This is a genomic window from Arthrobacter sp. R-11 (genome assembly GCF_049913155.1).
Classification (GTDB): domain Bacteria; phylum Actinomycetota; class Actinomycetes; order Actinomycetales; family Micrococcaceae; genus Arthrobacter.
In genome coordinates, this window is the sequence record NZ_CP183979.1 from 1,300,982 (window position 1) to 1,326,500 (window position 25,519).

At 67.6% G+C, this 25,519-nt stretch carries 18 protein-coding genes; 9 read left to right on the forward strand and 9 right to left on the reverse strand.

The window, feature by feature from the left end; genetic code table 11:
• Nucleotides 1-101: 101 nt before the first annotated feature.
• On the forward strand, nucleotides 102-2,864 hold the full coding sequence (locus tag ACN9M4_RS05810; RefSeq protein ID WP_426302603.1) for a PKD domain-containing protein: 2,763 nt from the start codon (nucleotides 102-104) through the stop codon (nucleotides 2,862-2,864).
• A gap of 102 nt (nucleotides 2,865-2,966) precedes the next feature.
• Here ACN9M4_RS05810 and ACN9M4_RS05815 read toward each other — a convergent pair whose 3' ends face one another.
• On the reverse strand, nucleotides 2,967-4,001 hold the full coding sequence (locus tag ACN9M4_RS05815; RefSeq protein ID WP_426302604.1) for a hypothetical protein: 1,035 nt from the start codon (nucleotides 3,999-4,001) through the stop codon (nucleotides 2,967-2,969).
• 799 nt (nucleotides 4,002-4,800) lie between these two features.
• Here ACN9M4_RS05815 and ACN9M4_RS05820 point away from each other — a divergent pair.
• On the forward strand, nucleotides 4,801-5,379 hold the full coding sequence (locus ACN9M4_RS05820) for an acyltransferase (protein ID WP_426302605.1): 579 nt from the start codon (nucleotides 4,801-4,803) through the stop codon (nucleotides 5,377-5,379).
• A gap of 51 nt (nucleotides 5,380-5,430) precedes the next feature.
• Here the strand turns inward: ACN9M4_RS05820 and ACN9M4_RS05825 are convergent, their stop codons facing one another.
• The 3 genes from ACN9M4_RS05825 to ACN9M4_RS05835 all read right to left on the reverse strand — a co-directional run bounded on the left by ACN9M4_RS05825 (nucleotide 5,431) and on the right by ACN9M4_RS05835 (nucleotide 9,067).
• Nucleotides 5,431-6,363: a glycosyltransferase family 2 protein gene (locus tag ACN9M4_RS05825; protein ID WP_426302606.1), complete on the reverse strand. Its 933-nt coding sequence runs from the start codon at nucleotides 6,361-6,363 to the stop codon at nucleotides 5,431-5,433.
• Entirely contained in the window at nucleotides 6,360-7,778 is a 1,419-nt protein-coding gene (locus ACN9M4_RS05830; protein WP_426302607.1) for a lipopolysaccharide biosynthesis protein, read from the reverse strand. Before ACN9M4_RS05830 ends, ACN9M4_RS05825 begins: the two co-directional genes overlap by 4 nt.
• Nucleotides 7,779-7,897: 119 nt before the next feature.
• On the reverse strand, nucleotides 7,898-9,067 hold the full coding sequence (locus ACN9M4_RS05835) for a glycosyltransferase (RefSeq protein ID WP_426302608.1): 1,170 nt from the start codon (nucleotides 9,065-9,067) through the stop codon (nucleotides 7,898-7,900).
• Nucleotides 9,068-9,299: 232 nt separating this feature from the next.
• Between ACN9M4_RS05835 and ACN9M4_RS05840 the strand changes: the two genes are divergently transcribed.
• From ACN9M4_RS05840 to sufU, 5 genes are all read left to right on the forward strand, one after another.
• Nucleotides 9,300-10,829, forward strand: coding sequence for a polysaccharide biosynthesis tyrosine autokinase (locus ACN9M4_RS05840; protein WP_426302609.1), 1,530 nt, complete (start codon nucleotides 9,300-9,302; stop codon nucleotides 10,827-10,829).
• A gap of 108 nt (nucleotides 10,830-10,937) precedes the next feature.
• Nucleotides 10,938-12,158: an O-antigen ligase family protein gene (locus tag ACN9M4_RS05845; RefSeq protein WP_426302610.1), complete on the forward strand. Its 1,221-nt coding sequence runs from the start codon at nucleotides 10,938-10,940 to the stop codon at nucleotides 12,156-12,158.
• The gene (locus ACN9M4_RS05850; protein ID WP_426302611.1) at nucleotides 12,155-13,747 is read left to right on the forward strand and encodes a glycerophosphodiester phosphodiesterase; all 1,593 of its coding nucleotides are present in this window, start codon (nucleotides 12,155-12,157) and stop codon (nucleotides 13,745-13,747) included. Before ACN9M4_RS05845 ends, ACN9M4_RS05850 begins: the two co-directional genes overlap by 4 nt.
• Nucleotides 13,748-13,892: 145 nt before the next feature.
• On the forward strand, nucleotides 13,893-15,200 hold the full coding sequence (locus ACN9M4_RS05855; RefSeq protein WP_426302612.1) for a cysteine desulfurase: 1,308 nt from the start codon (nucleotides 13,893-13,895) through the stop codon (nucleotides 15,198-15,200).
• 7 nt (nucleotides 15,201-15,207) lie between these two features.
• Nucleotides 15,208-15,660 carry a Fe-S cluster assembly sulfur transfer protein SufU gene (gene sufU, locus ACN9M4_RS05860; protein ID WP_426302613.1) on the forward strand — a complete coding sequence of 151 codons (453 nt, stop codon included), beginning with the start codon at nucleotides 15,208-15,210 and terminating at the stop codon, nucleotides 15,658-15,660.
• Between the two features lie 16 nt (nucleotides 15,661-15,676).
• Here sufU and ACN9M4_RS05865 read toward each other — a convergent pair whose 3' ends face one another.
• From ACN9M4_RS05865 to ACN9M4_RS05880, 4 genes are all read right to left on the reverse strand, one after another.
• Nucleotides 15,677-16,990, reverse strand: a complete 1,314-nt coding sequence (locus tag ACN9M4_RS05865; protein WP_426302614.1) for a UDP-glucose dehydrogenase family protein — start codon at nucleotides 16,988-16,990, stop codon at nucleotides 15,677-15,679.
• 104 nt (nucleotides 16,991-17,094) lie between these two features.
• The gene (gene nhaA / locus ACN9M4_RS05870; RefSeq protein ID WP_426302615.1) at nucleotides 17,095-18,435 is read right to left on the reverse strand and encodes a Na+/H+ antiporter NhaA; all 1,341 of its coding nucleotides are present in this window, start codon (nucleotides 18,433-18,435) and stop codon (nucleotides 17,095-17,097) included.
• A gap of 148 nt (nucleotides 18,436-18,583) precedes the next feature.
• The gene (locus ACN9M4_RS05875) at nucleotides 18,584-18,805 is read right to left on the reverse strand and encodes an SCO4848 family membrane protein (protein WP_426302616.1); all 222 of its coding nucleotides are present in this window, start codon (nucleotides 18,803-18,805) and stop codon (nucleotides 18,584-18,586) included.
• Nucleotide 18,806: 1 nt separating this feature from the next.
• Nucleotides 18,807-19,304, reverse strand: a complete 498-nt coding sequence (locus ACN9M4_RS05880) for a DUF2505 domain-containing protein (RefSeq protein ID WP_426302617.1) — start codon at nucleotides 19,302-19,304, stop codon at nucleotides 18,807-18,809.
• A gap of 210 nt (nucleotides 19,305-19,514) precedes the next feature.
• Between ACN9M4_RS05880 and mfd the strand changes: the two genes are divergently transcribed.
• Both mfd and ACN9M4_RS05890 read left to right on the forward strand, forming a co-directional pair.
• The gene (gene mfd, locus ACN9M4_RS05885) at nucleotides 19,515-23,183 is read left to right on the forward strand and encodes a transcription-repair coupling factor (RefSeq protein WP_426302618.1); all 3,669 of its coding nucleotides are present in this window, start codon (nucleotides 19,515-19,517) and stop codon (nucleotides 23,181-23,183) included.
• A gap of 4 nt (nucleotides 23,184-23,187) precedes the next feature.
• The gene (locus tag ACN9M4_RS05890) at nucleotides 23,188-23,997 is read left to right on the forward strand and encodes a metal-dependent hydrolase (RefSeq protein ID WP_426302619.1); all 810 of its coding nucleotides are present in this window, start codon (nucleotides 23,188-23,190) and stop codon (nucleotides 23,995-23,997) included.
• A gap of 282 nt (nucleotides 23,998-24,279) precedes the next feature.
• On the opposite strand, the gene ACN9M4_RS05895 is transcribed toward ACN9M4_RS05890, so the two are convergent.
• Nucleotides 24,280-25,509: an FAD-dependent monooxygenase gene (locus ACN9M4_RS05895; protein WP_426302620.1), complete on the reverse strand. Its 1,230-nt coding sequence runs from the start codon at nucleotides 25,507-25,509 to the stop codon at nucleotides 24,280-24,282.
• Nucleotides 25,510-25,519 lie beyond the last annotated feature (10 nt).

Sequence of the window (25,519 nt, forward strand, 5' to 3'; positions counted from 1 at the left end):
CTTGGTACAGCGATTTCGTTGGCTCGGGACGTCGGTCCTTGCTTTATCCATCGAGAAAGGTCATTCCGATGTCTCGGGGTAAAGGTGCACGGCCCATTGTCATGGCGCTTGCAGCGTTCGCGCTGGTTATTTCGGGAGCCGTGCTGGCTGCGCCTGCGCTGGCAGACTCCGCGCCGATTAATCCGAACGATCCCAAGACACCGGTGACCGTCACAGCAGACAGTCTTCCCACAGCACAGCATGACGGCGTCGCCTGGCAGGCTGTCACTCTGGGCAACACCGTCTACGTGGCGGGCAGTTTCAGCAACGCCCGGCCGTACGGCGCGGCTCCCGGAACCCAGTTGGTGTCACGCAGGAACCTCATGGCGTTCGATCTCACCAGCGGGCTCCTGAAGTCGAACTTCGCGCCTGTCTTGAACGGCCAGGCCCTCTCCATCGCCGCTTCGCCGGACGGTTCGCGGATCTACGTGGGCGGCGATTTCACCACCGTTAACGGAGTGCAACGGAACCGGATCGCCGCTTTTGATCCCAGTAACGGAAGCCTCATTTCCTCCTTCGCGCCCAAGGTCGCCGCCAGTGTCCGGGCGATCGTGGCCAGCAATTCCACCGTCTGGTTCGGTGGCACGTTCAATGCGGTGGGTTCGGTTGCCCGGAACCGGCTGGCCGCCGTCAGTGCTTCCAACGGCGCCCTGCTTCCTTGGGCTCCAAATGCCGACGGTGGCCGGGTCAATGCCTTGGCCTTGTCTCCGACGGCTGACCGGGTGGTGGTCGGCGGCGCCTTCACCACGCTGAACGGGCTGAACCGCCCCGGCTACGGGCTGGGCATGGTCAATTCCGCCACCGGGGCAACACTGGCCATCCAGGTCAACGACGTGGTCCGCGACGCCGGCGAGGACTCGGCCATCCTCTCCCTCTCCACGGACGGCAGCCAGTTCTACGGCACCGGCTATATCTTCGGCACCGGAGGCAACCTGGAGGGCACCTTCGCGGCCAACTGGTCGGACGCCAGGATCAAATGGATCGAAGACTGCCACGGCGACTCCTACTCGGCCTTCGCGAACAACACGGCGGTCTACGTGGCCGGGCACCCGCACTACTGCCTGAACCTTGGCGGTTTCCCCGAGACGTCCCCGCGCACCTGGCACCGGGCTGTTTCCTTCAGCCGCGCGGTGACCGGAACCCTCACCAAGGACACCCAGGGCTACCCGTCCTTCACCGGGCAACCTGCACCCTCCATGCTCAATTGGTTCCCGGACATGGACACCGGCACGGCCAGCGGCCAGAGCCAAGGGCCGTGGTACGTCACCGGCAACAACAGCTATGTGGTGATGGTAGGGGAGTTCAAGAACGTCAACCAGAGCCCGCAGCAGGGCCTTTCGCGCTTCGCCGTCAAGGAAATCGCCCCGAATGACCAAGGCCCGCGCGTCTCCGGCGCTGCTTTCGTGCCAAGCCTCAGCAGCCCCGGTGCAGGGCAGGTCCGTGTGCAGTGGCAGGCCAACTGGGACCGGGACAATTCGAACCTGACGTACACGGTGCTGCGCAACGGCAATCCCGTGTACAGCGTCTCCCAACTGTCCACGTTCTGGCAGCGGCCCACCTTGGTCTTCAACGATTCCGGCCTTGCGGGCGGTACGCAAAACTACCGCATCCGGGTCCAGGATCCCTTCGGGAACACGGTCACGGGGGACACCCGCAGCATCACCATCACCGGGACCACCAATGAACCGCCGGTGGCGAGCTTCACCAGCAGCACCAACCTCCTGACCGTCAGTGTGAACGCCTCCGCCTCCTCCGACCCGGACGGCAGCATCAGCAGCTACACCTGGGGATGGGGCGACGGCGGCACCGGCACGGGCGTCACCGCCCAGCACACCTACGCGGCGGCAGGCAGTTACACGATCAACCTCACCGTGCGCGACAACGGGGGAGCAGCCACCAGCACCTCGCGGCTGGTGACGGTCAGCGACGGAGCCAACCAGCCGCCGTCGGCCGCGTTCACGGTTTCCGCCAACCAGCTCAGCGTGACGGCGAACGCCTCCGGCAGCTCCGATCCGGACGGCACCATCAGCAGTTACAGCTGGAACTTCGGCGACGGCGGCACCGGCACCGGAGTAAGCGTCCAACACAACTATGCGAGCTCCGGGAACTACACGATCACCCTGACCGTCACGGACAACGACGGCGCCACCGACGTTGCCGCCCAGACCGTCACCGTAGCGTCGGACCCGGGCGGGGCGCTCGCTGCCGATGCCTTCGGCCGGACCGTGGCGTCCGGCTGGGGGACGGCTGACAGCGGCGGGGCCTGGAGCGTGGCCGGTTCGCTGTCCTACTACTCCGTGTCAGGCGGCGACGGACGGATGAACATGGTTGCGGGCCGCGGCCCCTCCGCCTACTTGGGCAGTGTGTTCAGCAGCGCCTCGGACACCACAGTCACGCTGAGCCTGGACAGGATCGGCAATGGCGGCGGAACGTTCATGGGAATCATCGGACGCAAGGTAGGCACTTCCGAATACCGCGGCAAGGTCAAAGTGGACGCGGCCGGGGCGGTCACGGTCCAGCTGAGCAGGCTCTCGGGGAACACCGAAACCACGCTGGGGCAGTTCGTGACCGGGCTGAGCGTCACGGCAGGCCAGCAGCTGCAGTTGCGGGTCCAGGCGACGGGCACCTCGCCAACAACGTTGCGGGCCAAGGCCTGGCGTACGGGCACGGCCGAACCCGGCAGCTGGCAGCTGAGCACCACGGACAACACCGTGGCGGCCCTTCAGGCCGCCGGAAATGTGGGCCTGCTGGCCTACCTGTCCGGCTCGGCGACGAACGCACCCGTTAACGCCTTGTTCGACGATTTCACGGTGCGGGTCGGATAGGCTGCAAGCCGGTTAACGGCAGAGTGCCCTGCCAGCGCTCGATGGGCGTTGGCAGGGCACTTCCTGTGTTCCGGGGCGCTCCGGGTTCCGGAACAGCGGCCGCTAGCTGTCGTAGCGGATGCCGAGGTCGCGGCCCTCGGCGAGGTACACGTTGTTGTCTTCCCAGCGGTTGATGAACAGGCCGGTGACCTTGCTCTTCGCGCGGCTGATGATGCGGATGGGGTACTTGGAACCATTGCCGAAATCGAACTGATTGCGGCCCAGGAAGTTCCGCTGCACGGTCACGACGATGTCCGGGTACTTGCTGCCGACGGCGATGTTGATGGACGTCTGGCCATCGTCCACCCAGTTGCGCTCCACCAGCACGTTGGCAAGTTTGGCGACGTTCTGCTGCAGCATGATGGTGCAGCCGCCGTGGGTGCCGCGCGGGCTCGGGGCGCTGCCGGCGCCGGTCACGATGGAGCCGACCACGGTGTTGCCGACGATCCGGATGTTCTCGCCACCCTGGACCTGGATGCCGTCGTTGTGGGTTCCGTCGCTGTGGGCGGGATCGTTGCTCCAGTAGGTGAGCTCGTTGATGTAGTTGCCTTCGATGACCACGTTGGCGTAAACCGAGCCGCCGGGGCGGTTGAAGACGCCGATGCCGTCGTTGCTGCGCTTGATGCGGTTGCGGCGCGCGGTGAATTCATGGCCCACGATGCCGTCACGGTAGTAAGACGGACGGTCCGGGATGATGGTGCAGTCCTGGACGAGGAGGTTGTAGCAGTAGGCGCTGTTGGCGTCCACGACTCCCGTGTTGGCCGACGGGATGTACTTGCCGCCGCGCAGGCGGCAGTTGCGGATGACCACGTTGCGGGCCCGGACTTTGATGTCGCCGTAGATGTCCAGGTTTTCCAGCAGGGTGCCGTCCCTGGTGATGACCAGGTCGGCGCCGCTGGTGTTGTAGGGGGTAAGGACGGTGCCTGTGATGACGCCGGTGTTGGCGCTGGTGGGCTTGTAGGTTCCGGGGATGAGGTCCGAACGGCTTGCCGCGGTGGCAGGAGCGGCAACGGCGTAGCTCGCAGCGACGGCTCCCACGACGCCTGCGGCGCCGAGACCGAGAGCCTTGCGGCGGGATAGTTCAATGCTTGGCTTCAAAGTTCATTCCTTGCTTCGTAGTGGGCGTCCTGGAGGACCGCGGCACACCCAGCGGCCGTGGAAGTCCGGATTGCCCGGGAAAAAATGGAGCGCTAGCCGTTGCAGCGTATGCCGCTGCGATAGGGCTGCGATAGTCCTGGCGGGGCAATGCGAGCGTGTCGCATCGGAAGACTTCCCGGAAGACCTCGACGGGTGCGTTCATGCACCCCGGGTGGCGGGAAGGGACTGCGTGAGCCGGTGTCGATGCCTTCGGACCCTTGAGTGCGGTGCAGGCTCCGTGGAGCCGGCCCGCAAGCGGGTGGACGGCGGGCATCGCGGCAGGCTTCGGCCGGGTGTTCGCTCGTGGCGGGAGGTGGATCGCCATGGTTGTTGCCCCTGCGTTTTCGGACTCCGGGCACGGGGAAACGCACCGTGGGACCGGGCTGCAGAGCAACGCCGGGCCGGCGAAATGTGCGGTGCCAGGCGTGGAGCAAACCACAGCTTGGCGTTTCCCGTAGGCATCCCCGACCCCGGCTAACGAAAAACCACGCTAGTGGAGCCCGGACTTTTGTTGCAAATCGGTAACGGCCGAAAACCGCTCCTGCTGCGATGGTTTCGACTTGGTAACGGTGCTTGGCAACGGCGCGACACGCCGCGATAATCACCGCCATTCCGGGAATTTTGTGAGAAGGCTGGCGGCGGCCGGAAATGTGACGAAAAATTCTTTGACCCAAGACACCTCGAGGTTCTTTTGGCTGTGTTCGGGGTCACTTCTGCGGGCTATTGTGGGTGCACGGACGGCTACGCAGGGAGGACCGTGGTGGCTTTCGCCAGGAAAGCATTCGCAAAGTCGCGGCGCTGGCGGAGGCGCCTCAGGGGAGAAGCCTTCGCCGCCTGGGTGCGGCTCTGGGGCGGTGCCGCAGGCCACGGAATCCTCCTTGACAGCCGGCTCAGGCTTAGGCACTTGCCGCACAAGGGGTGGTCGCTCGGGGACGGGATCTACTTCGGCGAAGGCGTGATCCTGGACATCCGGCCCGGGGCCGTGTTCAGCGTGGGAGCCCGGACCAAGCTCATGCATTACGTGATTGTAGGGGCCGGCGAAAGGGTGGAGATCGGCGACGACTGCCAGATCGCGGAGCTCACCTCCATCCGGGATTCGGATCACGGCGTAGACGTGGCCGGGCTTATCAGCACCGCTCCGATGAGCAGCAAGGCGATTCGGATCGGAGACAACAGTTGGGTGGGCCGCGGCTCTGCCTTGATCTCGGGCACGGAGCTTGGCTCCGGCGTCGTCATCGGTGCAAACAGCGTGGTCCGCAGCCACATTCCGGACAACAGTATTGCCGTGGGCGCGCCGGCCCGGGTCGTGCGCCAGCGGGACGTTCCGGGAGTCAACTAGCGGGAGCCTGGGACGGCGGATCTCCCTGCACCGTGGCCGCCGCCCCGCGGGCTACTTCCGCTTGTATTCGCTGTACACGTAGCCGAAGGCCCCGGACGCCATCCCCGTTCCGCGGGCGATAGTGCGCAGCCCACGCGCCCGCAATGACATCGACCCGGTGACCGTCCCGGCGAGCAGCCGGGCACTGCCGCCGGCGACCCGAACCGCTCCGGACACCAGGTGCCGGCCCCGCACCAGGACCTTTTCCGCAGCGTTTTCCGCGAGTTCAAGACTCACCCTCGCCGCCGAGTTACCGCTTCGAAGCGCCCTGCGGAGCACCCACTCCCGGGTCAGCCGCGACACCGGCACACGGTCGATGACGGCGGCCTCGTCGCACCACAGCATCACGCCGCCCAGCCTGACCAGCTTGCGCGTGAACAGCGTGTCCGAGCCGCCGCTGAGGCCGAAGCGTTCGTCAAAACTGAGGCCGAAGGCACGGATCTGCGGAAGGTCCAGGAGCAGGTTGTTGGTTGCGGCCACGGTGAGGCGGGTGCCAGTCTTGAGCCTGCGCCGGTCGAAGAACCTGCCCTCCTGGATCCAGCGTTCCGGGGTCCTGGCGTACTCGCTCACCACCGGACCGACGACGGCGGCCGCACCGGTGGAGCTGTGCAGGGACATCAGGGTGCGGAGCCAGTTTTCCGTGGGGACCTCGTCGTCGTCGATGAACACCAGCACGGAGTCCGCCGCAGACTCGGCCAGGGCGCGGTTGCGTGCGGCTGCGATCCCCGGACGCGGCTCGTGGACATACCGCACGCGCGGGGAGGCAAAGGCCTCGACAGCGGCCCGCGCGCTACCTGCCGGGTCGTTGTCCACCACCAGGACAGAGGCTTCGCCACCGACGCCTTCCAACTGTTCCTGCAGGCGCGGAATGGCCAAGGCCAGGTCTTCCGGGCGCTTGTACGTCAGGACGGCGACGACGAGCGATCCTGCGGGGTCCTGGCTCATGGTTCCTCCTTCGCGAGGGACTGCTGTCCGTCCTGCCGGGAGAAGAGCGTCCGGGCTTGGGAAAAGTACAGCTTCAGATGCTTGCGGTGGAACAGGAACAGGGCGGCAATGTGCACCGAGACGAAGAGTGGCAAGCCCAACGCAAGGAGTGCCGGCGCGGGGAGCTGGAGCAAGCCCAGCGCGAGGTAGGCGGCCGCGGCCCAGAGGGCTGCGTGCACGGCTGGCAGGATCACACCGAGCTGCTGTCCCACGGTGAACCCTGTCAGCCGGGACTGCAGGACCAGCAGCACCGGGGTCAGCAGGAACCCGGCCGCCACCAGGCCGAAGGCGACCCAGAACAGCCCGAACTGGAGGCCGGTCACGATGCCGCCAACCTGTACGAGCGCGGCGGTCACCTCGTAGCGGACGATCAGCTTTCCTTTGCCGAGGCCCTTCATCAGGGAGGGCGTGATGTAGAAGATGGTCTCGCGGGCGCCCCCGATCGCGAGGATGCTCACCAGGGGCGCGGCCGGAAGCCAGGCATCGCCGAGGACCAGATGGACCAGCGGGGCCGCGGCACACGCGACAAAGGCCATCAGGGGGACAACTGACATCGCCAGGATGCGCATTGCACGCGAGAGGTGCGCGGCCACCATCGGCGCATCCCCTGCGGCCCGGGAGAACGCCGGGAACATGATGCGGTTGACTGTCTGCCCCACGAGCTGCACCGGCACCACCATGATCCGGTAGGCCATGCTGTAGAGCGACAGCGGGAGCACCCCCAGGAAGCGGCCCACCACGATGTTGTCCACGTTGCGCGAAAAGTACGCCAGGAAATCCGTGAAGAACACGCTCATGCTGAAGGCAAGCAGCGGCCGGACTTCGCTGAGGTGGAAGTTGGGCAAGGGCCCGCGGGACGCCAGGAGCAGCAGCAGGGCGGTGAGCAGGTCGGTGGTGATCACCTGGAAGGCGAGTGCGTAATAGCCCGCGCCCAGCAGCGCGGCGGTGATTCCCGCCGTCGCGCCCGCGGCCGCTGCAACGATGTCCGCCCGGGCCACCTGGCGCAGCAGGAGCTCGCGGGACAGCATGGCCCGCGGCGTGATGGCCAGGCCCTTGAGCGGAATCGCCACAGCCAGCGGCAGGAGCAGCGCGGTGACTCCCGGGGCATGGAAGAAGCCCCCCGCCCACGGTGCCAGGAATACCGTGACGGCGCCGATCAGCACTGCGAACAGCAGGTTCACGGTGGCAGTGGCCCCGGCTGCGCGGCGGCTGACCTCGGGCCGCTGGATCAATGCTGAGGACAGGCCTTGGTCAAGGAAGAGGGCGGCGAACGTGGTGTAGACGGTGGCGGCGGAAATGATGCCGTAGCTTTCCGGGCCCAGAAGCCGTGCCAGGACCACGGCGCACAGCATCTGGAAACCCTGCCGTGCCAGCACCGCCGAAAGGCTCCACCGCACTCCGCTGACTGCGGTCCTCCCCGAGAACGCCGGTGTCCCGTCCCCTGGGGGTCCGGGTGAGGAGGCCTTGGCTGCGGCGGGATGGCGGTGCATGGCGGTTAGCGCTTCCCGCTCCGGACGCCGACGGCGGCGGCAACCTGCCGGGCCATGTTGTCTCCGTAGCCTTCCGGGCTGTGCCGATCCCGGGCCACTTGCGCGTCGGCGAGAGCGTGCTCCCGGTATTCCGGCCAGCCGTCCCGCAGGGCGGACAGGGCCTCCGCAAGGGCTCCCGCGTCCCCGGGCTCGACGAACTGTACCGAGCCGTACCCGCCGGCCGCCTCACGAAGTCCGGAGGTATTGCTGGCGATCACCGGCCGGGCAGCGAGCAGGGCCTCGACGGCAGTATTCCCGAAGGGTTCATCCAGCCGCGAAGGCACCACGGCAACGTCCGCCCCGGCCAGGAACGGCCACACCTCGCCCTGGAAACCGTGGAAGGTGATGAACTCCGCCGCGTCCGCGCGTGCTACCTGTTCCCGCAACTGTTCTTCGTACGCTTCGTTGCCGGGGAATACTGCACCTACCAAGGACAGCCTGGCCCGAACGCCCCGGGCACGGAGCCGCAGCACGGCGTCGATCGCCACGTCCACCCCCTTGCGGTGCGAAAGGCGCCCCAGATAGACCACGTCCAGGCCGCCGTCGAGCTCCCCGCGCGCCGGAACAACCGCATCCGGTCCGGGCACCCCGTTGTATACCACCGTCGCACGGCCCCGCAGCCGCGGGAGGGACGCGGCAAGGGTGTCGGCGCTGAAGCTGCTGTTGGTGACGATGCCCCTGGAAAGCAGGAGGGGGAGGGCCAGGGCTGCCCGCAGGGGGCGGGGAGCGCTCGATTCGGCCTCGTGGACATGCGTGAGGACCGGGATCCCGGACAGCCGGGCCAGGACCGTCCACAGGGGCACGGTGATGGTGTTGGCAAGCACCAGGTCCGGGCGGCTGCCGCGCAGCAACGCGACTCCCGCAAGGCTGCCGCGCACCGCGGCCGCGGCGAGCTTCAGCGCTCCTGCAGGTGAGAGGAAGCTTTTCCGGAGCACCGGCGTCGGGCAATACACCACGTTGACGCCGCGCGCATGCAGGCCCGCCACCAGTGGACCGGGCGCGGGAACGGTCACCAGAACCCTGGCGCCATGGCGCAGCAGCCCGTCGACCGTTTCCAGCAGGACACGGTCCGAGCCATAAAGATCGGCGCTCGGATGGGCCACCAACACTGAGGGCCGGGGTTCGGAAGTGCGCACTTTTCTCCTGTCCGCACGGGCCGCCCGTGTGGTAGAAGCTTAGGACCGCCGGAAGCCTTTTGCCAGCGGTTCAGGGCGCCGGGGGCACACCCGGCAAACCCCCAGCTGGGAAGCCTTCCGAAGCGGCCCGGGGCGTTCAATAATGGTGCGAACAGACAAGACAACACAGACAAGGCATCGGGACCGGACCGGCGAGCGGAACAGCCCTGGAAGCCACCTTGGGGGCGGCTCTTTGGAACTGTCAGAGTATCTCCGCGCAATAGCACGCGGCTGGTGGATCGTGCTGCTGTGCGCCGTGGTCGGACTGGGTGCTGCCTGGGTGGTCACGGAGAACATGCAACCGCAGTACCAAAGCACGGTCCGCTTCCTCGTGGTGTCCCCTCCCATCACCGGCCAGTCTGCGCTGCAGTCGGACGAACTCTCCCGCGGCCGCATCGCCACCTACGCCGCCTTGGTGAAGAACGACCTCTTCGTGGACCGGCTCCTGAAGGACAGCGGCATCCCCCTTGACGGCGCGCAGGCCCAGGAAGCCATCAGTGCCTCCAGCGACCGGGACACCCTGCTGCTCACCGTCGTGGTCACCATGCCGGACGCGAAGCAGGCCGTCGCCACGGCAACGGCCATCGCCAAGAATTTCGGCCCGGCCGTGAATGAACTCGAAGAGGGCCGCAAACCGAACTCCGCCTCGCAGACCGTGCTCAAGGTCGTGTCCGGCCCCACCCCTGAAGACGCCCCGGTGGCTCCCCGGGTGGGCCTGAACCTCGGGCTGGGCCTGTTGCTGGGCGTGGCTCTGGGCATCGGGATCGCCGTCGGCCGCCGCCTGATGGACCACTCCCTGCGTACCCCCGAACAAGTCGAGGCCGCAACGGGCTTGCCGCTGCTGGCGCGCATCCCGCTTGCCCCGGCCGCCCGCAACCTTGACCGGCTGTTGGGCCGCCGTCCCGATTCCCTGGTGGATGAGGCCGGCCGCCGGCTCCGCACCAACGTTGACCACCTGACCCAGTCCCAGCATCTGCACTCGGTGACCGTCACCTCCGCCACTGCCGGGGAGGGCAAGACGACGGCGGCGTTCCTGCTCGCGAAAGCCTGGGCCGAGTCCGGCCATACCGTGCTGCTGCTGGAAGCGGATCTCCGGCGCCCGGAGATCGCGCTGGAACTGGGGCTGGCGAAGACCACCGGACTTTCGAACGTCCTTTCCGGCCAGCTGCCCTTGGACAAGGTGATCCAGCGCACCGCCTTCGAGGGCCTGCACGCGCTCGGTGCGGGCACGGTTCCGCTGCAGCCCACCGAACTGCTGGGCAGCAAGCAGACCCCGCTGGTGCTCGCCGCGCTGAAGGAACGGTACAGCCGGATCGTCGTGGACGCCACGTCACTGCAGCCCCTGAGCGACGGCGCCATGATGGGCGCCCTCACGGACGGTGTGGTCCTGGTGGTGCGGCACGAAAAAATCACGAGACAGGTACTGGCCTCCGGCATCGAAAACCTCCGGGCCGTCGACAGCCGGATCCTCGGGGTCGCCCTGAACGCCCTGCCGGACCGCCTCGCCGAAGCCCACCGGCGCGGGGGACCCCGCACCCGCCGCGCCCATCGCGCGGAGACCGTGGATCCGGGCCGCGTGCGCGGCTGGCCGGAGCCCGGCGCGAAGGGCCGCGCCGGGACCGATGCCGGCCCTGATCGCGGCCGAGCGGACGACGGCGGAGCCGGGAACTCCTCCACGGAAGACCCGGACGGGGCGGCGCTCCCGCCGCCGCGGCGCGGATAGCGGTACGCCATGGTCAAGCTGGCCCTGTGGATCGTTTGCTGTTTCGGCTTTGCGTGGTTGTTCCGCCGGCGAATCCGGTGGACTTTCGCAGCGGTCCTGGGGCTGTGGATGCTGGTCCCCACTGTCGGCAGTCCGCTGATCACCGGAGTGGACAGCGGCTCCCTTTCGATGCACGCCGCAAGCTGGCTGATCTTTGCGGTCTTCATTGTCCGCTTGGCCCACGACCCTGTTTCCCTGCGCCAGGTGCTTGGCCGGGAGTTCTTCCTGTTCATGGGGCTGACCCTGGTGGTGCTGGCGGCGTTCCTGGCGTCCCGGAGCTCCCAGGAAGGCGGCGGCATGGTACTGCTGGTGGACCAGATCCTGGCCCCGGTGCTGTTCTTCCTTGTCCTCCTTTCCGCCGCGCTCACGGATCCTGACCTCGTGACCGCGCTGCGGACCATGTTGCTCACCTTGGTGGCCGTGACGTGCGTGATCGCCCTGGTGCAGTGGCTGACCCACAGCGTGCTCTTCTATGAGGAGGGCTTCCTCACGCAGTACTGGTTCAATCCGGAAACCGACCGTTGGATGGGCACCTTGGACCAGCCGCTGGCCCTGTCCTTGGCCATCTGCGTGGCTGCCCCGCTGGTCGCAGGCCTGAAGCACAACCTTCTCCAGGCCCTGCTGCTGATCCTGATGATCACCGGCGTGCTGGTGACCCAGTCCAGGGTGGGCCTGTTCGTGGTGGGCTTCTCGGTGGTGGCAGTGGTGCTCTTCGCCAAGCGCCGGGTGTGGGTGAAGATCGTCTTCCTCACAGTGCTCTCGGTTGCCACGTGGTTCATAGTGCAGTCGCCGCTGGTGGCAGGCGTGGCACAGCGACTGGAGGACGACACGGGCTCGGCCGAGGCCCGGGCCCGGGCCCTGGAATACTTCGTGGCGCACTGGTCGGACTACTTCATCGCCGGACAAGGGATCGGCGCCAGTTACCGGGTGGCGGTGCAGGGCGGCCTGCAGACCAGCTTCGAGAACCCCCTGGTCATGTACAGCATCGACTTCGGCATCGTGTTTGCCTTGCTCTACTTCAGCGTCATGGCCTACCTGGTCCTCAAACACGCGCCCCGGCACCATTTCCGCGGCCTCACTCTGGCCGGGCTGCTGGCGGTGGTGGTGCCCCAGACCTACAGTTCGCTGGCCACCCGTTCCGCTGCGGCAATTGTGATCTGGACCGTCTTCGCCATGCTGGTCATGGCAGGCGACGAGGTGGTGAGGCAGGGGCAACTCCTGAAGGCCGCCCCGGAGTTCGCGGGAGATACGTCCCTTCCGGAGCCGTACCGGGCAGGTAGGAACTTATGAGCGGCAGTGCAGCGGGCGCTCCCTTCGGGCGCCGCGGCTTCCTTGCCCTGGCGGCACAGGGTGCGTTCGCGGCCGGCAGCGCGCTGGCCGTTGGAAGCGCACTCACCGGCTGCGGAGGCTGCCCGCAGCCAGGCAGCACCGCTACCGCCGTCCCCACCCTGGCACCCGTACCGGACGTCCCTTTGCAGCCCGGCGGACCGTACACCATCAAGGACCTGCTCTCCACGAAAAGCTTCTATATCGCCCACCGGGGTTCCGGCGACAACTGGCCCGAACACACCATGCGGGCCTATTCGGAGTCAGTGGCACTCGGCCTGAAAGCGATCGAGGTGTCCGTGTGGGCCAGTTCCGACGGCGTGCTGCTGTGCCACCACGATGCCAGCACCCTGCGCACCAGCGGCCAGGATTTCCAGATCCCCGCCACTCCCTACGCGGCTTTGGCCCAGCTCAAGGTCGATGCCCGGGCCTGGCTTGGGCCTGCCACGCCGCTTGAGCCCATGCCCCGGCTGCGGGACGTCCTGGACGCCTTCGCCCGCAGCCACGTGATCTTCCTGGAGGACAAGGGAGGCACCAACGCCGACGCGATCATAGCGATGCTCCAGGACTACCCGGACAGCCGTGAACACATCGTGTGGAAGCAGCCCGCCATGTCCCCGGGCCATATTTACGCCCGGCAACGCGGGTACACCACCTGGGGCTACTTCACCGGCAAGGAGCTGGACAGGGCCGCGGAATTCCAGGACCGCCTGGACCTGCTGGGCGTGCCCACGCTGGCCCCGGAAGCTCCGATACGGCAGCTTGTGGCCATGGGGAAACCGGTGATCGCCTGGGAGGTGCACCGCAGGTGGGAGCGCGGCCGGCTGCAGCGCCTTGGCGTGCGCGGCATGATGTGTTCCAACGTGCCCTATGTGCTGCAGCGGCTGGCGCCCATGGCGACGGACAGCCTGGGCGAGGGCAGCCGGGCCGCGGGGGACCTGCCGTGGAAAGCGGACAGCGACTGGGCTGAGCAGCCCGCTTTCGTGGACGATGCGCTGCGTTTCGGTTCCGCTCCCGGATCCTACACGGTGGGCTCCATGGCACCGTTGGCCGCACCCGGCTGGCGGCTGGACGTCGAACTCCGCTGGCCGGAAGGCGCAGCGTCCGGCGGGCGGCGGGCAGGCATCGCCTTCGCATTGGGCGACGATTCCCCGGTGGCCCCGGCTCCGGATGGCGGAGGGCAGGCGGCGAGCCAGGGCGGGTACCGGCTGGACATCGCGGCGGACGGTTCCCTGGCCCTTGGCAGGACTGACAAAGGGCAGGGCCAGCCGGCGCCCCTTGCTTCCGCTGCCGGCGGGGGAGCAGGGGAAGGCCAGTGGTTCCAGGTCCGAGTGGAAATGGCGCCGGTGGGTATCCGGGTGAGCGCTTCGGTCGACGGCGGACGGGGCTGGAGCGCGCAAAGCAACGACACTGCATTCCACGGGGGCTATTTCGCCCTGCTTGCGGGGGCAGGTCCAGGGGGGAACGGTTCAGGGGGCGACGACGGATCTCCGGTCGAGTTCCGGCATTTAGCCGTGACGGCGCTCAGCGCCCAGGAGATGTGCATCGCCTAAGTGAGCGGCGCCTAAGTGTCGCCGGGGCCGTGGGATAATTAGGATCAGTCAGTGTGACGTAATTGGCCCGGGCTTCTTCGTTGGAGCTGCTCTTCCGAGCGCGGGCCGCGCCGCATGCCCAAACAGGTCCACCCAGGAGTACGCCATGGTTGCCATCCCCACACATCTGCTTCATTCGGCAGCAACCCTCGACAACGACGAGGTACGGCGGATCCGCAATGATTTCCCGATCCTGCACCAGCAGGTCAACGGCAAGGACCTGGTCTACCTTGATTCCGGCGCCACCTCGCAGAACCCGCTGAGCGTCATCGAAGCCGAGCAGGAGTTCTACGAGCAGCGCAACTCCGCCGTGCACCGCGGGGCCCACTACCTTGCTGTGGAGGCCACCGAATCCTTCGAGGATGCACGCGAAACGGTGGCCGCGTTCATCGGTGCCTGGAGCGAAGAACTGGTCTGGACCTCCAACGCCACCGAGGGCCTGAACTTGCTCAGCTACTCCTTCCTCAATGCCTCCCTTCCCGGCGCCACGGCAGAGTCCGCGCGCTTCGCCCTCGGGGAAGGGGACGAGATCGTGGTGACCGAGATGGAGCACCACGCCAACCTCATTCCGTGGCAGCAGCTCGCCATGCGAACGGGTGCCACCCTGCGCTACATCCCCGTGAACGACACCGGAGCCCTGGAGCTGGAGGAGGCCGTCCGGATCATCGGCCCCCGCACCCGGGTGCTCGCGTTCACCCATGCTTCCAACGTGCTGGGCACCATCAACCCGGTGGCCGAGCTGGTCGCCCTCGCCCGGGAGCACGGCGCCCTTGTCGTCCTGGATGCCTGCCAGTCCGCGCCGCACCTGCCCTTGGACGTCAAGGCCCTCGACGTTGACTTCGCCGTGCTTTCCGGCCACAAGATGCTCGCGCCAACCGGCATCGGGGCCCTTTACGGCAAGGCCGCACACCTGAACGCCATGCCGCCGTTCCTCACAGGTGGTTCGATGATCACCACCGTCACCATGGAGAAGGCCGCGTTCCTCCCCGCGCCCCAGCGCTTCGAGGCCGGCACCCAGCGCATCTCCCAGGCCATCGCCCTGGCCTCGGCCGCGAACTACCTCAAGGAAACCGGCATCGCCCGGATCCACGAGTGGGAAACCGTCCTGGGCCAGCGCCTCGTCACCGGGCTCAGTGCCATTCCCGGCATCCGGGTGCTCGGCCCGGCTGCTGGCCAGGAGCGGATCGGCCTGGCCGCGTTCGACGTCGACGGCGTGCACGCCCACGACGTCGGACAGTACCTTGACGACCGCGGCATCGCCGTCCGCGTCGGCCACCACTGCGCGCAGCCGCTGCACCGCAGGCTTGGGCTGACTGCCACGACGCGGGCCAGCACCTACCTGTACAACACCACCGACGACGTCGACGCCCTCCTGGAGGCCGTGTCCGGCGTGCGTTCCTACTTCCGAGTTTGAGGAACCCATGAGTCTTGACGCCCTCTACCAGCAGATCATCCTGGACCATTCGAAGCTGCGCCACGGCGAGGGCCTGGCATCCGAAGAGCCGCCAGCCGGCGCCAGCTGCGGGGAATCACACCAGCTGAACCCCACCTGCGGGGATGAGATCACGGTGCGGCTCGCCGTCGTCGACGGCCGGGTCAGCCAGCTGCGCTGGGACGGCGACGGTTGTTCCATTTCCATGGCCTCGGCCTCGGTGCTCACCGACCTTGCCGAAGGCATCGAGCCGGAGGAACTCCGCAAACTGATCGAGGTGTTCCGCGGGATGTTGCGCTCCCGCGGCAAGATCGCAGCCGACCCGGAGGTCCTGGGCGACGCCGCCGCGTTCGAAGGCGTGGCCCGCTACGTGGCGAGGGTCAAGTGCGCCATGCTGTCCTGGGTGGCGGCGGAGGACGCGCTGGGGCAGGCGACGACCTAACGCCGCCTAAGACTGCTTAGGGCCGCCCCAGCCCCTTGTACGTCCAGCCGGCCGCGCGCCACTTGGCGGGGTCCAGGACGTTGCGGCCGTCGAGGATCCGCTTGTTGGACACCAAGGCAGCTGTTTCGTGCGGGTCCAGTTCGCGGTACTGCTTCCATTCGGTGAGCAGCAGCACGGCGTCGGCGCGATCCAGTGCGACCTCAAGGTCCGGCTCCAAGGGCAGCTCCGGGAAGCGCTTGGCGGCGTTGGCCAGTGCCTGCGGATCGGTCACGGTGACCACGGCTCCCTGGAGCTGAAGCTGGGCTGCGGCGCTCAGCGCGGGGGAGTCCCGGACGTCATCGCTCTCCGGCTTGAAAGCCGCTCCCAGCACCGCGATCCGTTGCCCCATCAACGTTCCTCCACAGAGCTGGCGGGTCAGTTCCACCACCCGGGTGCGGCGGCGCATGTTGATCGCGTCCACCTCGCGCAGGAAAGTCAGGGCTTGGTCAGCGCCGAGCTCGCCCGCGCGGGCCATGAATGCGCGGATATCCTTTGGCAGGCAGCCGCCGCCGAAGCCGATCCCGGCGCTGAGGAACTTTGAGCCGATCCTGTCGTCCACGCCGATCGCCTCGGCCAGGCGCACCACGTCCGCGCCGGTGGCCTCGCAGACTTCGGCCATGGCGTTGATAAAGGAGATTTTGGTGGCGAGGAAGGAGTTTGCGGCCGTCTTGACGAGCTCGGCGGTGGCGTAGTCCATCACCATGCGCGGCGTCCCGGCGGACATCGGTTCGGCATACACCTCGTCCAGGAGCGCCACGGCTGGATCGTCCTCGGAACCGGTGTCCACGCCGTACACCAGCCGGTTCGGGCTCAGGGTGTCGCTGACGGCATGGCCTTCGCGCAGGAACTCCGGATTCCAGGCCAGCATCGCCCCGGGCTGGCCTTCGTGCACGATCTCCGCCAACCGGGCAGCCGTTCCCACCGGGACCGTCGACTTGCCGGCCACCAGCTCTCCCGGCCCCAGCTGCGCGGCCAGGGACTCGACGGCGGCATCCACGAAACGCAGGTCCGCGGCGTTCTCGCCACGCTTCTGGGGTGTGCCGACGCAGATGAAATGGACCTGTGAGCCGCGTGCTTCGGACATATCCGTGGTGAAACGCAGCCGCCCGGATTCTTCGAGTTCTTTCAGTAGCTCGTCCAGGACGGGTTCATAGAAGGGGGCATGGCCGTCCGAAAGTTCGGCGACCTTGGCGGGATCGGTCTCGACCCCCACCACCTCGTGCCCCAGCTTCGCCATGCATGCGGCATGGACGGCACCGAGGTAGCCGCAACCAATGACTGATATCCGCATGCAACCCCCATGGTCGACGCATCAATGAAGCCACAGTACGACTATCGGCGGCGGAGCGCACCGGGTGCGGCGCAATTACTTTCGGGCGACGCCCCGGCCCTCTCTCAAGCCCGGCCTTCGGTGGCGGCGAAAACGTCAGGCACGCCGTCGCCGTCGTCGTCGCGCTGTTCTTCCAGCTCCACCTTGCGGTAGTGGCGGTTGCGTGCCCTGAGCACGACGGCGGCAAGCAGCGCCGCGCACAGGGAACCTGTCAGGATGGCCACCTTGGCGTGGTCGTTGTGGGCGGAAGCGGTGCCGAAGCTGAGTTCGGCGATCAGGAGGGAGACCGTGAAGCCGACGCCGGCCAGCAGCGCCAGCCCCGCCACGTCGATCCAGGCGAGGCTGCTGTCCAGCCGGGCGCGGGTGGACTTGGTCAGGATGAAGGTGGTGCCGAAAATCCCGAGGGTCTTGCCGGCGACGAGGGCCGCGACGATGCCCAGGGCCACCGGGTCGGTGAAGGCCGCCGCCAAACCTTGGCCGCCGCCCAGGGCCACGCCGGCCGTGAAGAAGGCGAACACCGGAACGGCAAAGCCCGCAGAGAAGGGCCGGAGTCGGTGCTCGAAGCTCTCCGCCAGGCCGTGCTCGGGTTCGCCCTTCCTGCCCGAGGAGAGCACTGGGACGGCGAAGCCGAGCAGCACGCCGGCCACCGTGGCGTGGATTCCGGAGGCGTGGACGAATGCCCAGGTGGCCGCCGCCAGGGGGAGCAGCAGGTACCAGGATCGGATGCGCTTCTGGACCAGGAAGGTGAAAGCGGCGAGCGGGAGCAGTGCGGCGAGCAGCATGAGCGGTTGGAGCCCGCTGGAATAGAAGAAGGCGATGATGCCGATCGCGATCAGGTCATCGACCACGGCGAGCGTCAGCAGGAAAGTGCGCAGCGCCGCCGGAAGGTGGGTGTTGATGACGGCCAGCACGGCCAGGGCGAAGGCGATGTCCGTGGCGGTGGGGATGGCCCAGCCCTTGAGGCTTTCGGCACCGGAGCCGAGGTTGAACAGGCCGAGGTTGAAAAGCACGTAGATGACGGCCGGGAGGGCCACGCCGCCCACGGCCGCGGCCACTGGGACCACGGCCTTCGCCGGATTGCGGAGTTCGCCGGAGACGAATTCGCGTTTGAGTTCGAGCCCGGCGATGAAGAAGAACACCGCCAGCAGGCCGTCGGACGCCCAATGGCCGATGCTCAGTTCGAGATGCCAAGGGGCGTAGCCGAGCTTGACGTCCCGGAGCGCGAAATAGCCGCTGGCCCACGGCGAGTTGGCCCACAGCAAGGCGGCCACGGTGGCGAAAAGCAGCAAGGCGCCGCCTACGGTTTCAGTCCGCAGGATCGCCAGGACCCGCTGGTATTCGGGGAAGCTGGCGCGGGCGAAGACTTTGCGTACGGGGGATTGCGGGGAAATCGGGTGCGGGTTCATGCGGCTCCTTGCGGGACGGTCGGCAAAATCGTTGCCGACCAGACTTCCCGGCGCACCTTTGTCCATCCTACCCAACTGACTCGCAGTCGTTGTCGTTATGAGCGCTCAAAACGACAACAACTGCGAGTCAGTTGGGTAGGGGGAAGCGTCAGCCGAGCAGACCCGCGACGCCGATTGCCGCCGTCGCGAGCCCCAGCACCATGGAGATGCTCACCAGCACCACGTGCACGGTGAGGAACCTGGTGGGCTTGCCGGCGGCGTCCCGGGCACGAGGGTCCTTCATGACGCGCTTGAGGAACTGCGGCCACACCGCCAGGGACCAGACGCCGGCAATAACCAGCACCCAGCCGAGGATTGCGGGGAGGTGCATGCTAGTGGCTTTCGAGCCAGGCCTCGGCCTGCTGCGACTGGATGTTCAGAGCCTTGCCGACCATGGGCTCGGCAGCTTCGGCGATCTTGCCGCCCAGGAACGGAACGGAGGAGGTCACATTGCCTTCCAGTTCGATCCGGGTGTTGCCGCCTTCGGAAACCAGGCGCTGCGCGGCGGTGACGTCCAGGGGAGCTCCGGCAACCTTCAGGGCGATGGTGCTGGTGCGGGAACCGTCGGCGGCCGGGGCTGCCCACTGCTCGGTCTGGGTGACGGTGAGGCTCTCGCCGACGAACTTGCGGGCGATTTCCGGAAGGCGGGTGGTGGGCAGGGTGCGGACCGTGACGGTGCTGAACGCGCCTGAGGGGTCGCCTTCCACGTTGAAGGATTCGAGGGTGCCGCCAACGAGTTCGCTGGTGTGCTTGATGAATTCCTCGTTCACGAAGACAGCGGCGACGCGGTCAACGCTGTGCGGCAGGGTGGTGGATGCGGCCAGGGGCATGGGGGTCCTCCATGGTTTTTCTCGGTTGAGAGCTCTTGAGGCTCCCAAACATCCTACGGGGTGTCGCGGGCCACTCCGACGCGGCCCCCTCCCGGGACCCGGGCGGCTGCAGGAAGACTCCCTCGGCCGGAGGCGGGGTAGGCTGGAAGTCCCGGGCATTCACTCGAATTTCCGGGCATTTGTGTGGGATCCACCCTAGGAGTTTCAGCCATGAGCCTCAACGGCCTGCGCCGCGTCCTCGGCGAAGACGCCGGCTTCGCCAGGGTCCGCCCCGAAGCCGCGCGGGGATTTGCCGGTCGCAGCGAGGATTACCAGATCAGCGCCCCGGCCGGCCTGCGTGCCGCCCTGCTCGCCGAGATGGCGGACGGCCTGGCTGCGGAAGCTCCCGACGGCGGCGCCCCCGTCGTACTGGCCGTCACCGCCACCGGCCGCGAGGCCGAGGACTTGACGGCCGCCCTTGCCTCCTACCTTCCCGCCGATTCCGTGGCCGCGTTCCCGAGCTGGGAGACCCTGCCACATGAGCGGCTCTCGCCGCGGTCGGACACCGTCGGGCGCCGCCTGGCCGTGCTGCGCCGCCTCGCCCATCCCGAAATCGCCGCCCACACGGAAACGGCGGCCCCGCTGCGCGTGGTGGTGGCTCCGGTCCGTGCCGTGGTGCAGCCCGTGGTGGCCGGCCTCGGCGACCTTGTTCCCGTGACGGTGAAGGTCGGCCAGGAAGTCCCCTTCACTGAACTGGTGCGCAGCCTCTCCGACGCCGCCTACTCGCGGGTGGACATGGTCACGCACCGCGGCGAATTCGCCGTCCGCGGCGGCATCCTGGACGTTTTCCCGCCCACTGAAGACCACCCGGTACGCATCGAATTCTTCGGTGACGAAGTGGAGCAGATGCGCTGGTTCGCGGTCGCCGACCAGCGTTCGCTCACATCACTCTCCGGCACCATCCAGCACCCCACGGAGCTTTACGCCCCGCCCTGCCGCGAAATCCTCATCACCCCCTCGGTGATGTCCCGCGCCGCCACCCTGAAGCCGCAGATGCCCGCCGCTGCGGACATGCTGGAGAAAATTGCCGGGGGCATCGCCGTCGAGGGCATGGAGTCCCTGGCCCCGGTGCTGGTGGATGCCATGGTCCCGTTCGTGGAACAGCTTCCCGCCGGCTCGATCGCCGTCGTCATTGAACCGGAAAAGGTGCGCACCCGCGCACACGACCTCGCGGCCACCAACGAGGAATTCCTCGAGGCGGCCTGGTCCACGGCCTCCGACGGCGGTACCGCGCCGCTTGACCTCGCCGGGCAGGCGGCCACCGAGCTGCAGGCCGCCAGCTTCCGTTCGCTGACGGACACCCGCAGCGCAGCCCTGGCACACGAGGTGTCCTGGTGGTCCATCACCTCCCTCGCCACGGACGAGGACCTGGTGCTGGACATCGACGTGCTGAACCTGCACGCCCGCGAACCCCGCGGCTACCAGGGCGACGTGGCGGAAATGCTCGATTTCATTGGTTCCCACGTTCGGGACCAGTGGCGGATCGTGGTAGCCACGGACGGTCCCGGACCGGCCCAGCGCCTGGCCGAGCTCTTCCACGACGCAAGCATTCCCTGCGCCCGGGTGGACACCTTGGCCGAGGAGCCGCAGCCGGGCATCATCGAGGTGACCACCGCGGCTGTCGGACGCGGCTTCGTCCTGGACGGGCTCAAGCTCGGGCTGCTCACCGAAGCGGACCTGCTGGGGCGGGCCTCGGCCGCGTCCACGAAGGACATGCGCCGCATGCCCTCCAAGCGGCGCAACGCCGTCGACCCACTGCAGCTGCACGCCGGCGACTTCGTGGTCCACGAACAGCACGGCATCGGCAAGTTCGTCGAACTCATCCAGCGCAAAGTAGCGGGCTCCACTGGCGGCCCCGCCGGGGATTCCGGGCTGCGTGAATACCTGGTCCTCGAATACGCCTCCTCCAAGCGCGGCGCCCCCGGGGACCGGCTCTTCGTACCCACGGACCAGCTGGACCAGGTGACCCGGTACGTCGGCGGCGACACCCCGGTGCTCAGCAAGATGGGCGGCGCCGACTGGGCGAGCACCAAGTCCAAGGCCCGCAAGGCCGTCAAGGAAATCGCCGGTGAACTGATCCGCCTCTACTCGGCCCGCATGGCCTCCCGCGGCCACGCCTTCAGTCCCGACACCCCGTGGCAGCGCGAGCTCGAAGAAGCCTTCCCCTACGTGGAGACCCCTGACCAGCTGACCACCATCAACGAGGTCAAGGCGGACATGGAACGGGAGATCCCCATGGACCGCCTCGTGTCCGGCGACGTCGGCTACGGCAAGACCGAGATCGCCGTCCGTGCCGCGTTCAAGGCCGTCCAGGACGGCAAGCAGGTGGCCGTGCTGGTGCCCACCACACTGCTGGCGCAGCAGCACTACGAGACCTTCACCGAGCGCTTCTCCGGCTTCCCGCTGCGGGTCAAGCCGCTGTCCCGTTTCCAAGGCTCCAAGGAAGCGAAGGAGACCGCCGAGGGCGTCAAGAGCGGCGCCGTGGACGTCGTGATCGGCACCCACCGCCTGCTGTCCAAGGACTTCGAATTCAAGGACCTCGGCCTGGTGATCGTGGACGAGGAACAGCGATTCGGCGTCGAACACAAGGAAGCGCTCAAGAAGATGCGCACCAACGTGGACGTGCTGGCCATGTCCGCCACGCCGATTCCGCGCACCCTGGAAATGTCCCTCACCGGGATCCGCGAAACCTCCACCCTGGCCACCCCACCGGAGGAACGCCACCCGGTGCTGACCTACGTGGGCCCGTACACCGACAAGCAGACGTCCGCTGCGATCCGGCGCGAACTGATGCGCGAAGGCCAGGTGTTCTTCGTGCACAACCGGGTGTCCTCGATCGAGCGGATGGCCGCGCAGATCCGCGAACTCGTCCCGGAAGCCAGAGTGGAGGTGGCGCACGGGCAGATGTCCGAAAGCCGGCTCGAGAAGATCATCGTGGACTTCTGGGAGAAGCGCTTCGACGTGCTGGTCTGCACCACCATCATCGAAACCGGGCTGGACATCTCCAACGCCAACACCCTGATCGTTGACGGCGCGGACAAGTACGGCCTCTCGCAGCTGCACCAGCTCCGCGGCCGCGTGGGCCGCGGCCGGGAACGCGCCTACGCCTACTTCCTGTACCCGTCCGAGAAGCCCCTGGGCGAGGTGGCGCTGGAACGGCTCAAAGCCGTGGCCGCCCACAACGAGCTGGGCGCGGGCATGCAGCTGGCCATGAAGGACCTGGAGATCCGCGGGGCCGGCAACCTGCTGGGCGGCGAACAGTCCGGCCACATCCAGGGCGTCGGCTTCGACCTGTACATCCGACTGGTGGGCGAGGCCGTGGCTGAATACCGCGGCGAGGCCGAAGAGAAGGCCGCCGACATGAAGATCGAGCTGCCGGTCAACGCCCACCTCCCGCACGACTACGTGCCCGGAGAGCGCCTGCGACTGGAGGCCTACCGCAAGTTGGCGGCCGCCGTCACGAACGAGGCCATCGACGAGGTCCTCGCCGAACTCGTGGACCGCTACGGCGAGCCGCCTCTGCCGGTGCAGAACCTGATCGCCGTGGCGCGCTTCAGGGTCACGGCCCGCGAAAGCGGGCTGTCCGACGTCGCGCTCCAAGGCAACTTCATCCGCTTCTCCCCGGCGAACCTGCCCGAGTCCAAGGTGATGCGCCTGAACCGCATGTACCCGGGTTCCCAGGTGAAGCCCGCGCTGGACTCCGTGCTGATCCCCAAGCCCAAGACCGCGAAGATCGGCGGCCGGGACCTGCAGGACGCCGAGATCCTGAACTGGGCCAACACGGTCATCACCGCCCTCTTCACCGACGCGCCGGCGTCTGCTTCCACGAGCGCAGGCTGATCGCATGATGGGAGGACATCACGCCGCGTCGGGAGCCGCGGCGTGGATCGCTATTGCCTCGACCGGCCCGTACGCCCTGGGCTGGTACCCGCTGGATTCCACCGGGATCCTGATCGGGGCGCTCACGACGGCGGGAACCGCCTTGGTGTGCGACTGGGACCACCGCTCAAGCACCATCGCGCACTCGCTGCCGCCGCTGTCGCGGCTGATCGCCGTCGGGATCGAAAAAGCCAGCGGCGGGCACCGTCAAGGGACGCACTCGCTGCTGGGCGCCGCCGCGTTCGTGCTGCTCGCGGCGATGGCGGCACAGTTCCAGCTCGACACCCCGGTGGGCCGGCTCTCCGTGGGCGCCGGGCTGCTGTGCATGTTCATGATCAACCTTGCGGCCAAGGCACTGAAGCTCTTCCCGGAGCACGGCTGGCTGGCCAACTGGGTGTTCGCGCTGGCCGCGGCCGGGCTTGTCACCTGGTTCGCCCCGCAGCAATGGGCCTGGCTGCCGCTGTCAATGCTGACCGGCGTCGTGGTGCACATCGTGGGGGACATGATCACCACCGGGGGAGTGCCGCTGCTGTGGCCGATCGTGATCAAGCCGCCGAAGTTCTGGCGCAAGCTGCCGCTGGTGAGCGGGATCTGGAAGGCCAACGGGGCGCTGTCGGTTCCCCTGCTCGGCAAGGCCGGCTCGCGCCGCGAATGGCTGCTCCTCATCCCGGTGAGCGGTTACGCCATGGTGGGGATCTGTGCAGCGGCCTGGGGGCTGGTGAAGACGCACTGGCCCGCGGTGGTGGCGGCGTTCGCCGGCTTCGCGGGACGTTAGGTCCTGCGGCCGCCACCCTCGCGGCCGCTAAAACGAGGATGGCCCGGGCAAATTTGAACTGGTCCCCGATAGTTCGACTCTCAAATTGTCTCCACTTTAGCGGCCAGCGACCGGCTCTTGTGAGAAGGCTCCGTCCCCACTTGGGACGGAGCCTTCTTCGCGTGGCGGTATGCCCGTCGTCAACAGGTGCTGTCGGCGGGCATGTTGGCTGGCATTTGTCTCTCTAGGTGGTGCGCTTGACGGCTCGACGGTACGGTCGACACGGTCCGCATCGGGTTGGTCTCACGCCGCAGCGGCGGCGATATCCAGACTTTTCATCCGCACGCCCGCGCTGTTGGTCCTCATCTTGGCGAGCAACCGGCCGGCGATCGGCAGCCGGGCGAGGCGGATCATCACGGACCGAAGCAGCAACTCGGCGCGGTTGCCTGGGGTGAAGAAACTGCGCATGTTCACACCGCTGCCGAGGTGGTGGTCGACGAACGGGCGCAGGTGGTCCTCCCAGTCCTGCAGCGCTCGTGGCACGTCATGCGGATGGCGTTCGAGCATGGTGCCGAGCAGGTCAGCACCGGCCAGGCCGGTGGATGCCCCCATGCCGGAATAAACGGTCAGGCACCACGCGGCATCGCCAACGAGGACGACTCGGCCGCGGTGCCAGTGGTCAAGGTGCACCTGCTCGGCGGAGTCGAACAGGTGGTCCGGGGCCTTCTCGAACTGCTCGAGCAGCCAACCGAGCGTGGAGCCGGTGGGCTCGGGGCCGTAGGCGGCGCGCAGCGAGTCGATGGCTGGCCGGGTGAACTCGGCGTCCACGTCGTCGGTGCGGTAGGAGAGCAGCACCGTCGGCGGGCGGTCGGCGAACGGGAACACCCACGCTGATCGGCCCTCCTCGGCCATGATCAGCCCGTCCTGTAGGCGGTAGCCGGGTACCGCCCCGGGCAGGCTGTACGCGGCGATCATGTAGTTCATTGGACGGATCGGGCTCTGCTCGGGTTCGAACGCAAGCCGGCGCACCGTCGAGCGCAGTCCGTCTGCCCCGACCACCAGGTCGAACCGTTCGACGATCGTCGTCTCCGTGGTCAGGTCGCGGATCTCAACGTCCACCCCGTCTAGGTACTGCTCCAGTGCGATGGGCACGGTCGAGTACCGGATCTCCACTTCGTCGGGCAGGGCGGTGAAGGCGGCGTCTTCGATGTCGCCCCGCAATACGAGTCGAGACCCGCCAAACACGTCGGCGTAGCTTAGACCGGGCCGGCGCCGGCCCGTGCGGTCGACTTCGTAGCTCACGGCTTCCGGAGCGACACGATTCGGCACGGCATCGGCGATGCCCAGCCGTTCAGCGGCGGCAACCCCGGTCCCGAACAGGGCGATGAAGTATCCGCCGCGGCGCCGCTCGGGGGCCTTCTCCAGCACCACCACGTCCCAGCCCGCGCGATGCAGTCGCAGCGCGGAGGCGGTCCCGCTGATCCCGAGGCCGACCACCAGGGCACGCTGTCGCAATGTCGTGTTCTTGTCCATGTGATTGGGC

Coding starts and splice junctions, on each gene's coding strand:
- ACN9M4_RS05810 (WP_426302603.1), top strand. CDS start 102: ATGGCGCTTGCAGCGTTCGCGCTGGTTATTTCGGGAGCCGTGCTGGCT.
- ACN9M4_RS05825 (WP_426302606.1), bottom strand. CDS start 6,363: ATGAGCCAGGACCCCGCAGGATCGCTCGTCGTCGCCGTCCTGACGTAC.
- ACN9M4_RS05845 (WP_426302610.1), top strand. CDS start 10,938: ATGCTGGTCCCCACTGTCGGCAGTCCGCTGATCACCGGAGTGGACAGC.
- ACN9M4_RS05850 (WP_426302611.1), top strand. CDS start 12,155: ATGAGCGGCAGTGCAGCGGGCGCTCCCTTCGGGCGCCGCGGCTTCCTT.
- ACN9M4_RS05855 (WP_426302612.1), top strand. CDS start 13,893: ATGGTTGCCATCCCCACACATCTGCTTCATTCGGCAGCAACCCTCGAC.
- sufU (WP_426302613.1), top strand. CDS start 15,208: ATGAGTCTTGACGCCCTCTACCAGCAGATCATCCTGGACCATTCGAAG.
- ACN9M4_RS05865 (WP_426302614.1), bottom strand. CDS start 16,990: ATGCGGATATCAGTCATTGGTTGCGGCTACCTCGGTGCCGTCCATGCC.
- nhaA (WP_426302615.1), bottom strand. CDS start 18,435: ATGAACCCGCACCCGATTTCCCCGCAATCCCCCGTACGCAAAGTCTTC.
- ACN9M4_RS05875 (WP_426302616.1), bottom strand. CDS start 18,805: ATGCACCTCCCCGCAATCCTCGGCTGGGTGCTGGTTATTGCCGGCGTC.
- ACN9M4_RS05880 (WP_426302617.1), bottom strand. CDS start 19,304: ATGCCCCTGGCCGCATCCACCACCCTGCCGCACAGCGTTGACCGCGTC.
- mfd (WP_426302618.1), top strand. CDS start 19,515: ATGAGCCTCAACGGCCTGCGCCGCGTCCTCGGCGAAGACGCCGGCTTC.
- ACN9M4_RS05890 (WP_426302619.1), top strand. CDS start 23,188: ATGATGGGAGGACATCACGCCGCGTCGGGAGCCGCGGCGTGGATCGCT.
- ACN9M4_RS05895 (WP_426302620.1), bottom strand. CDS start 25,509: ATGGACAAGAACACGACATTGCGACAGCGTGCCCTGGTGGTCGGCCTC.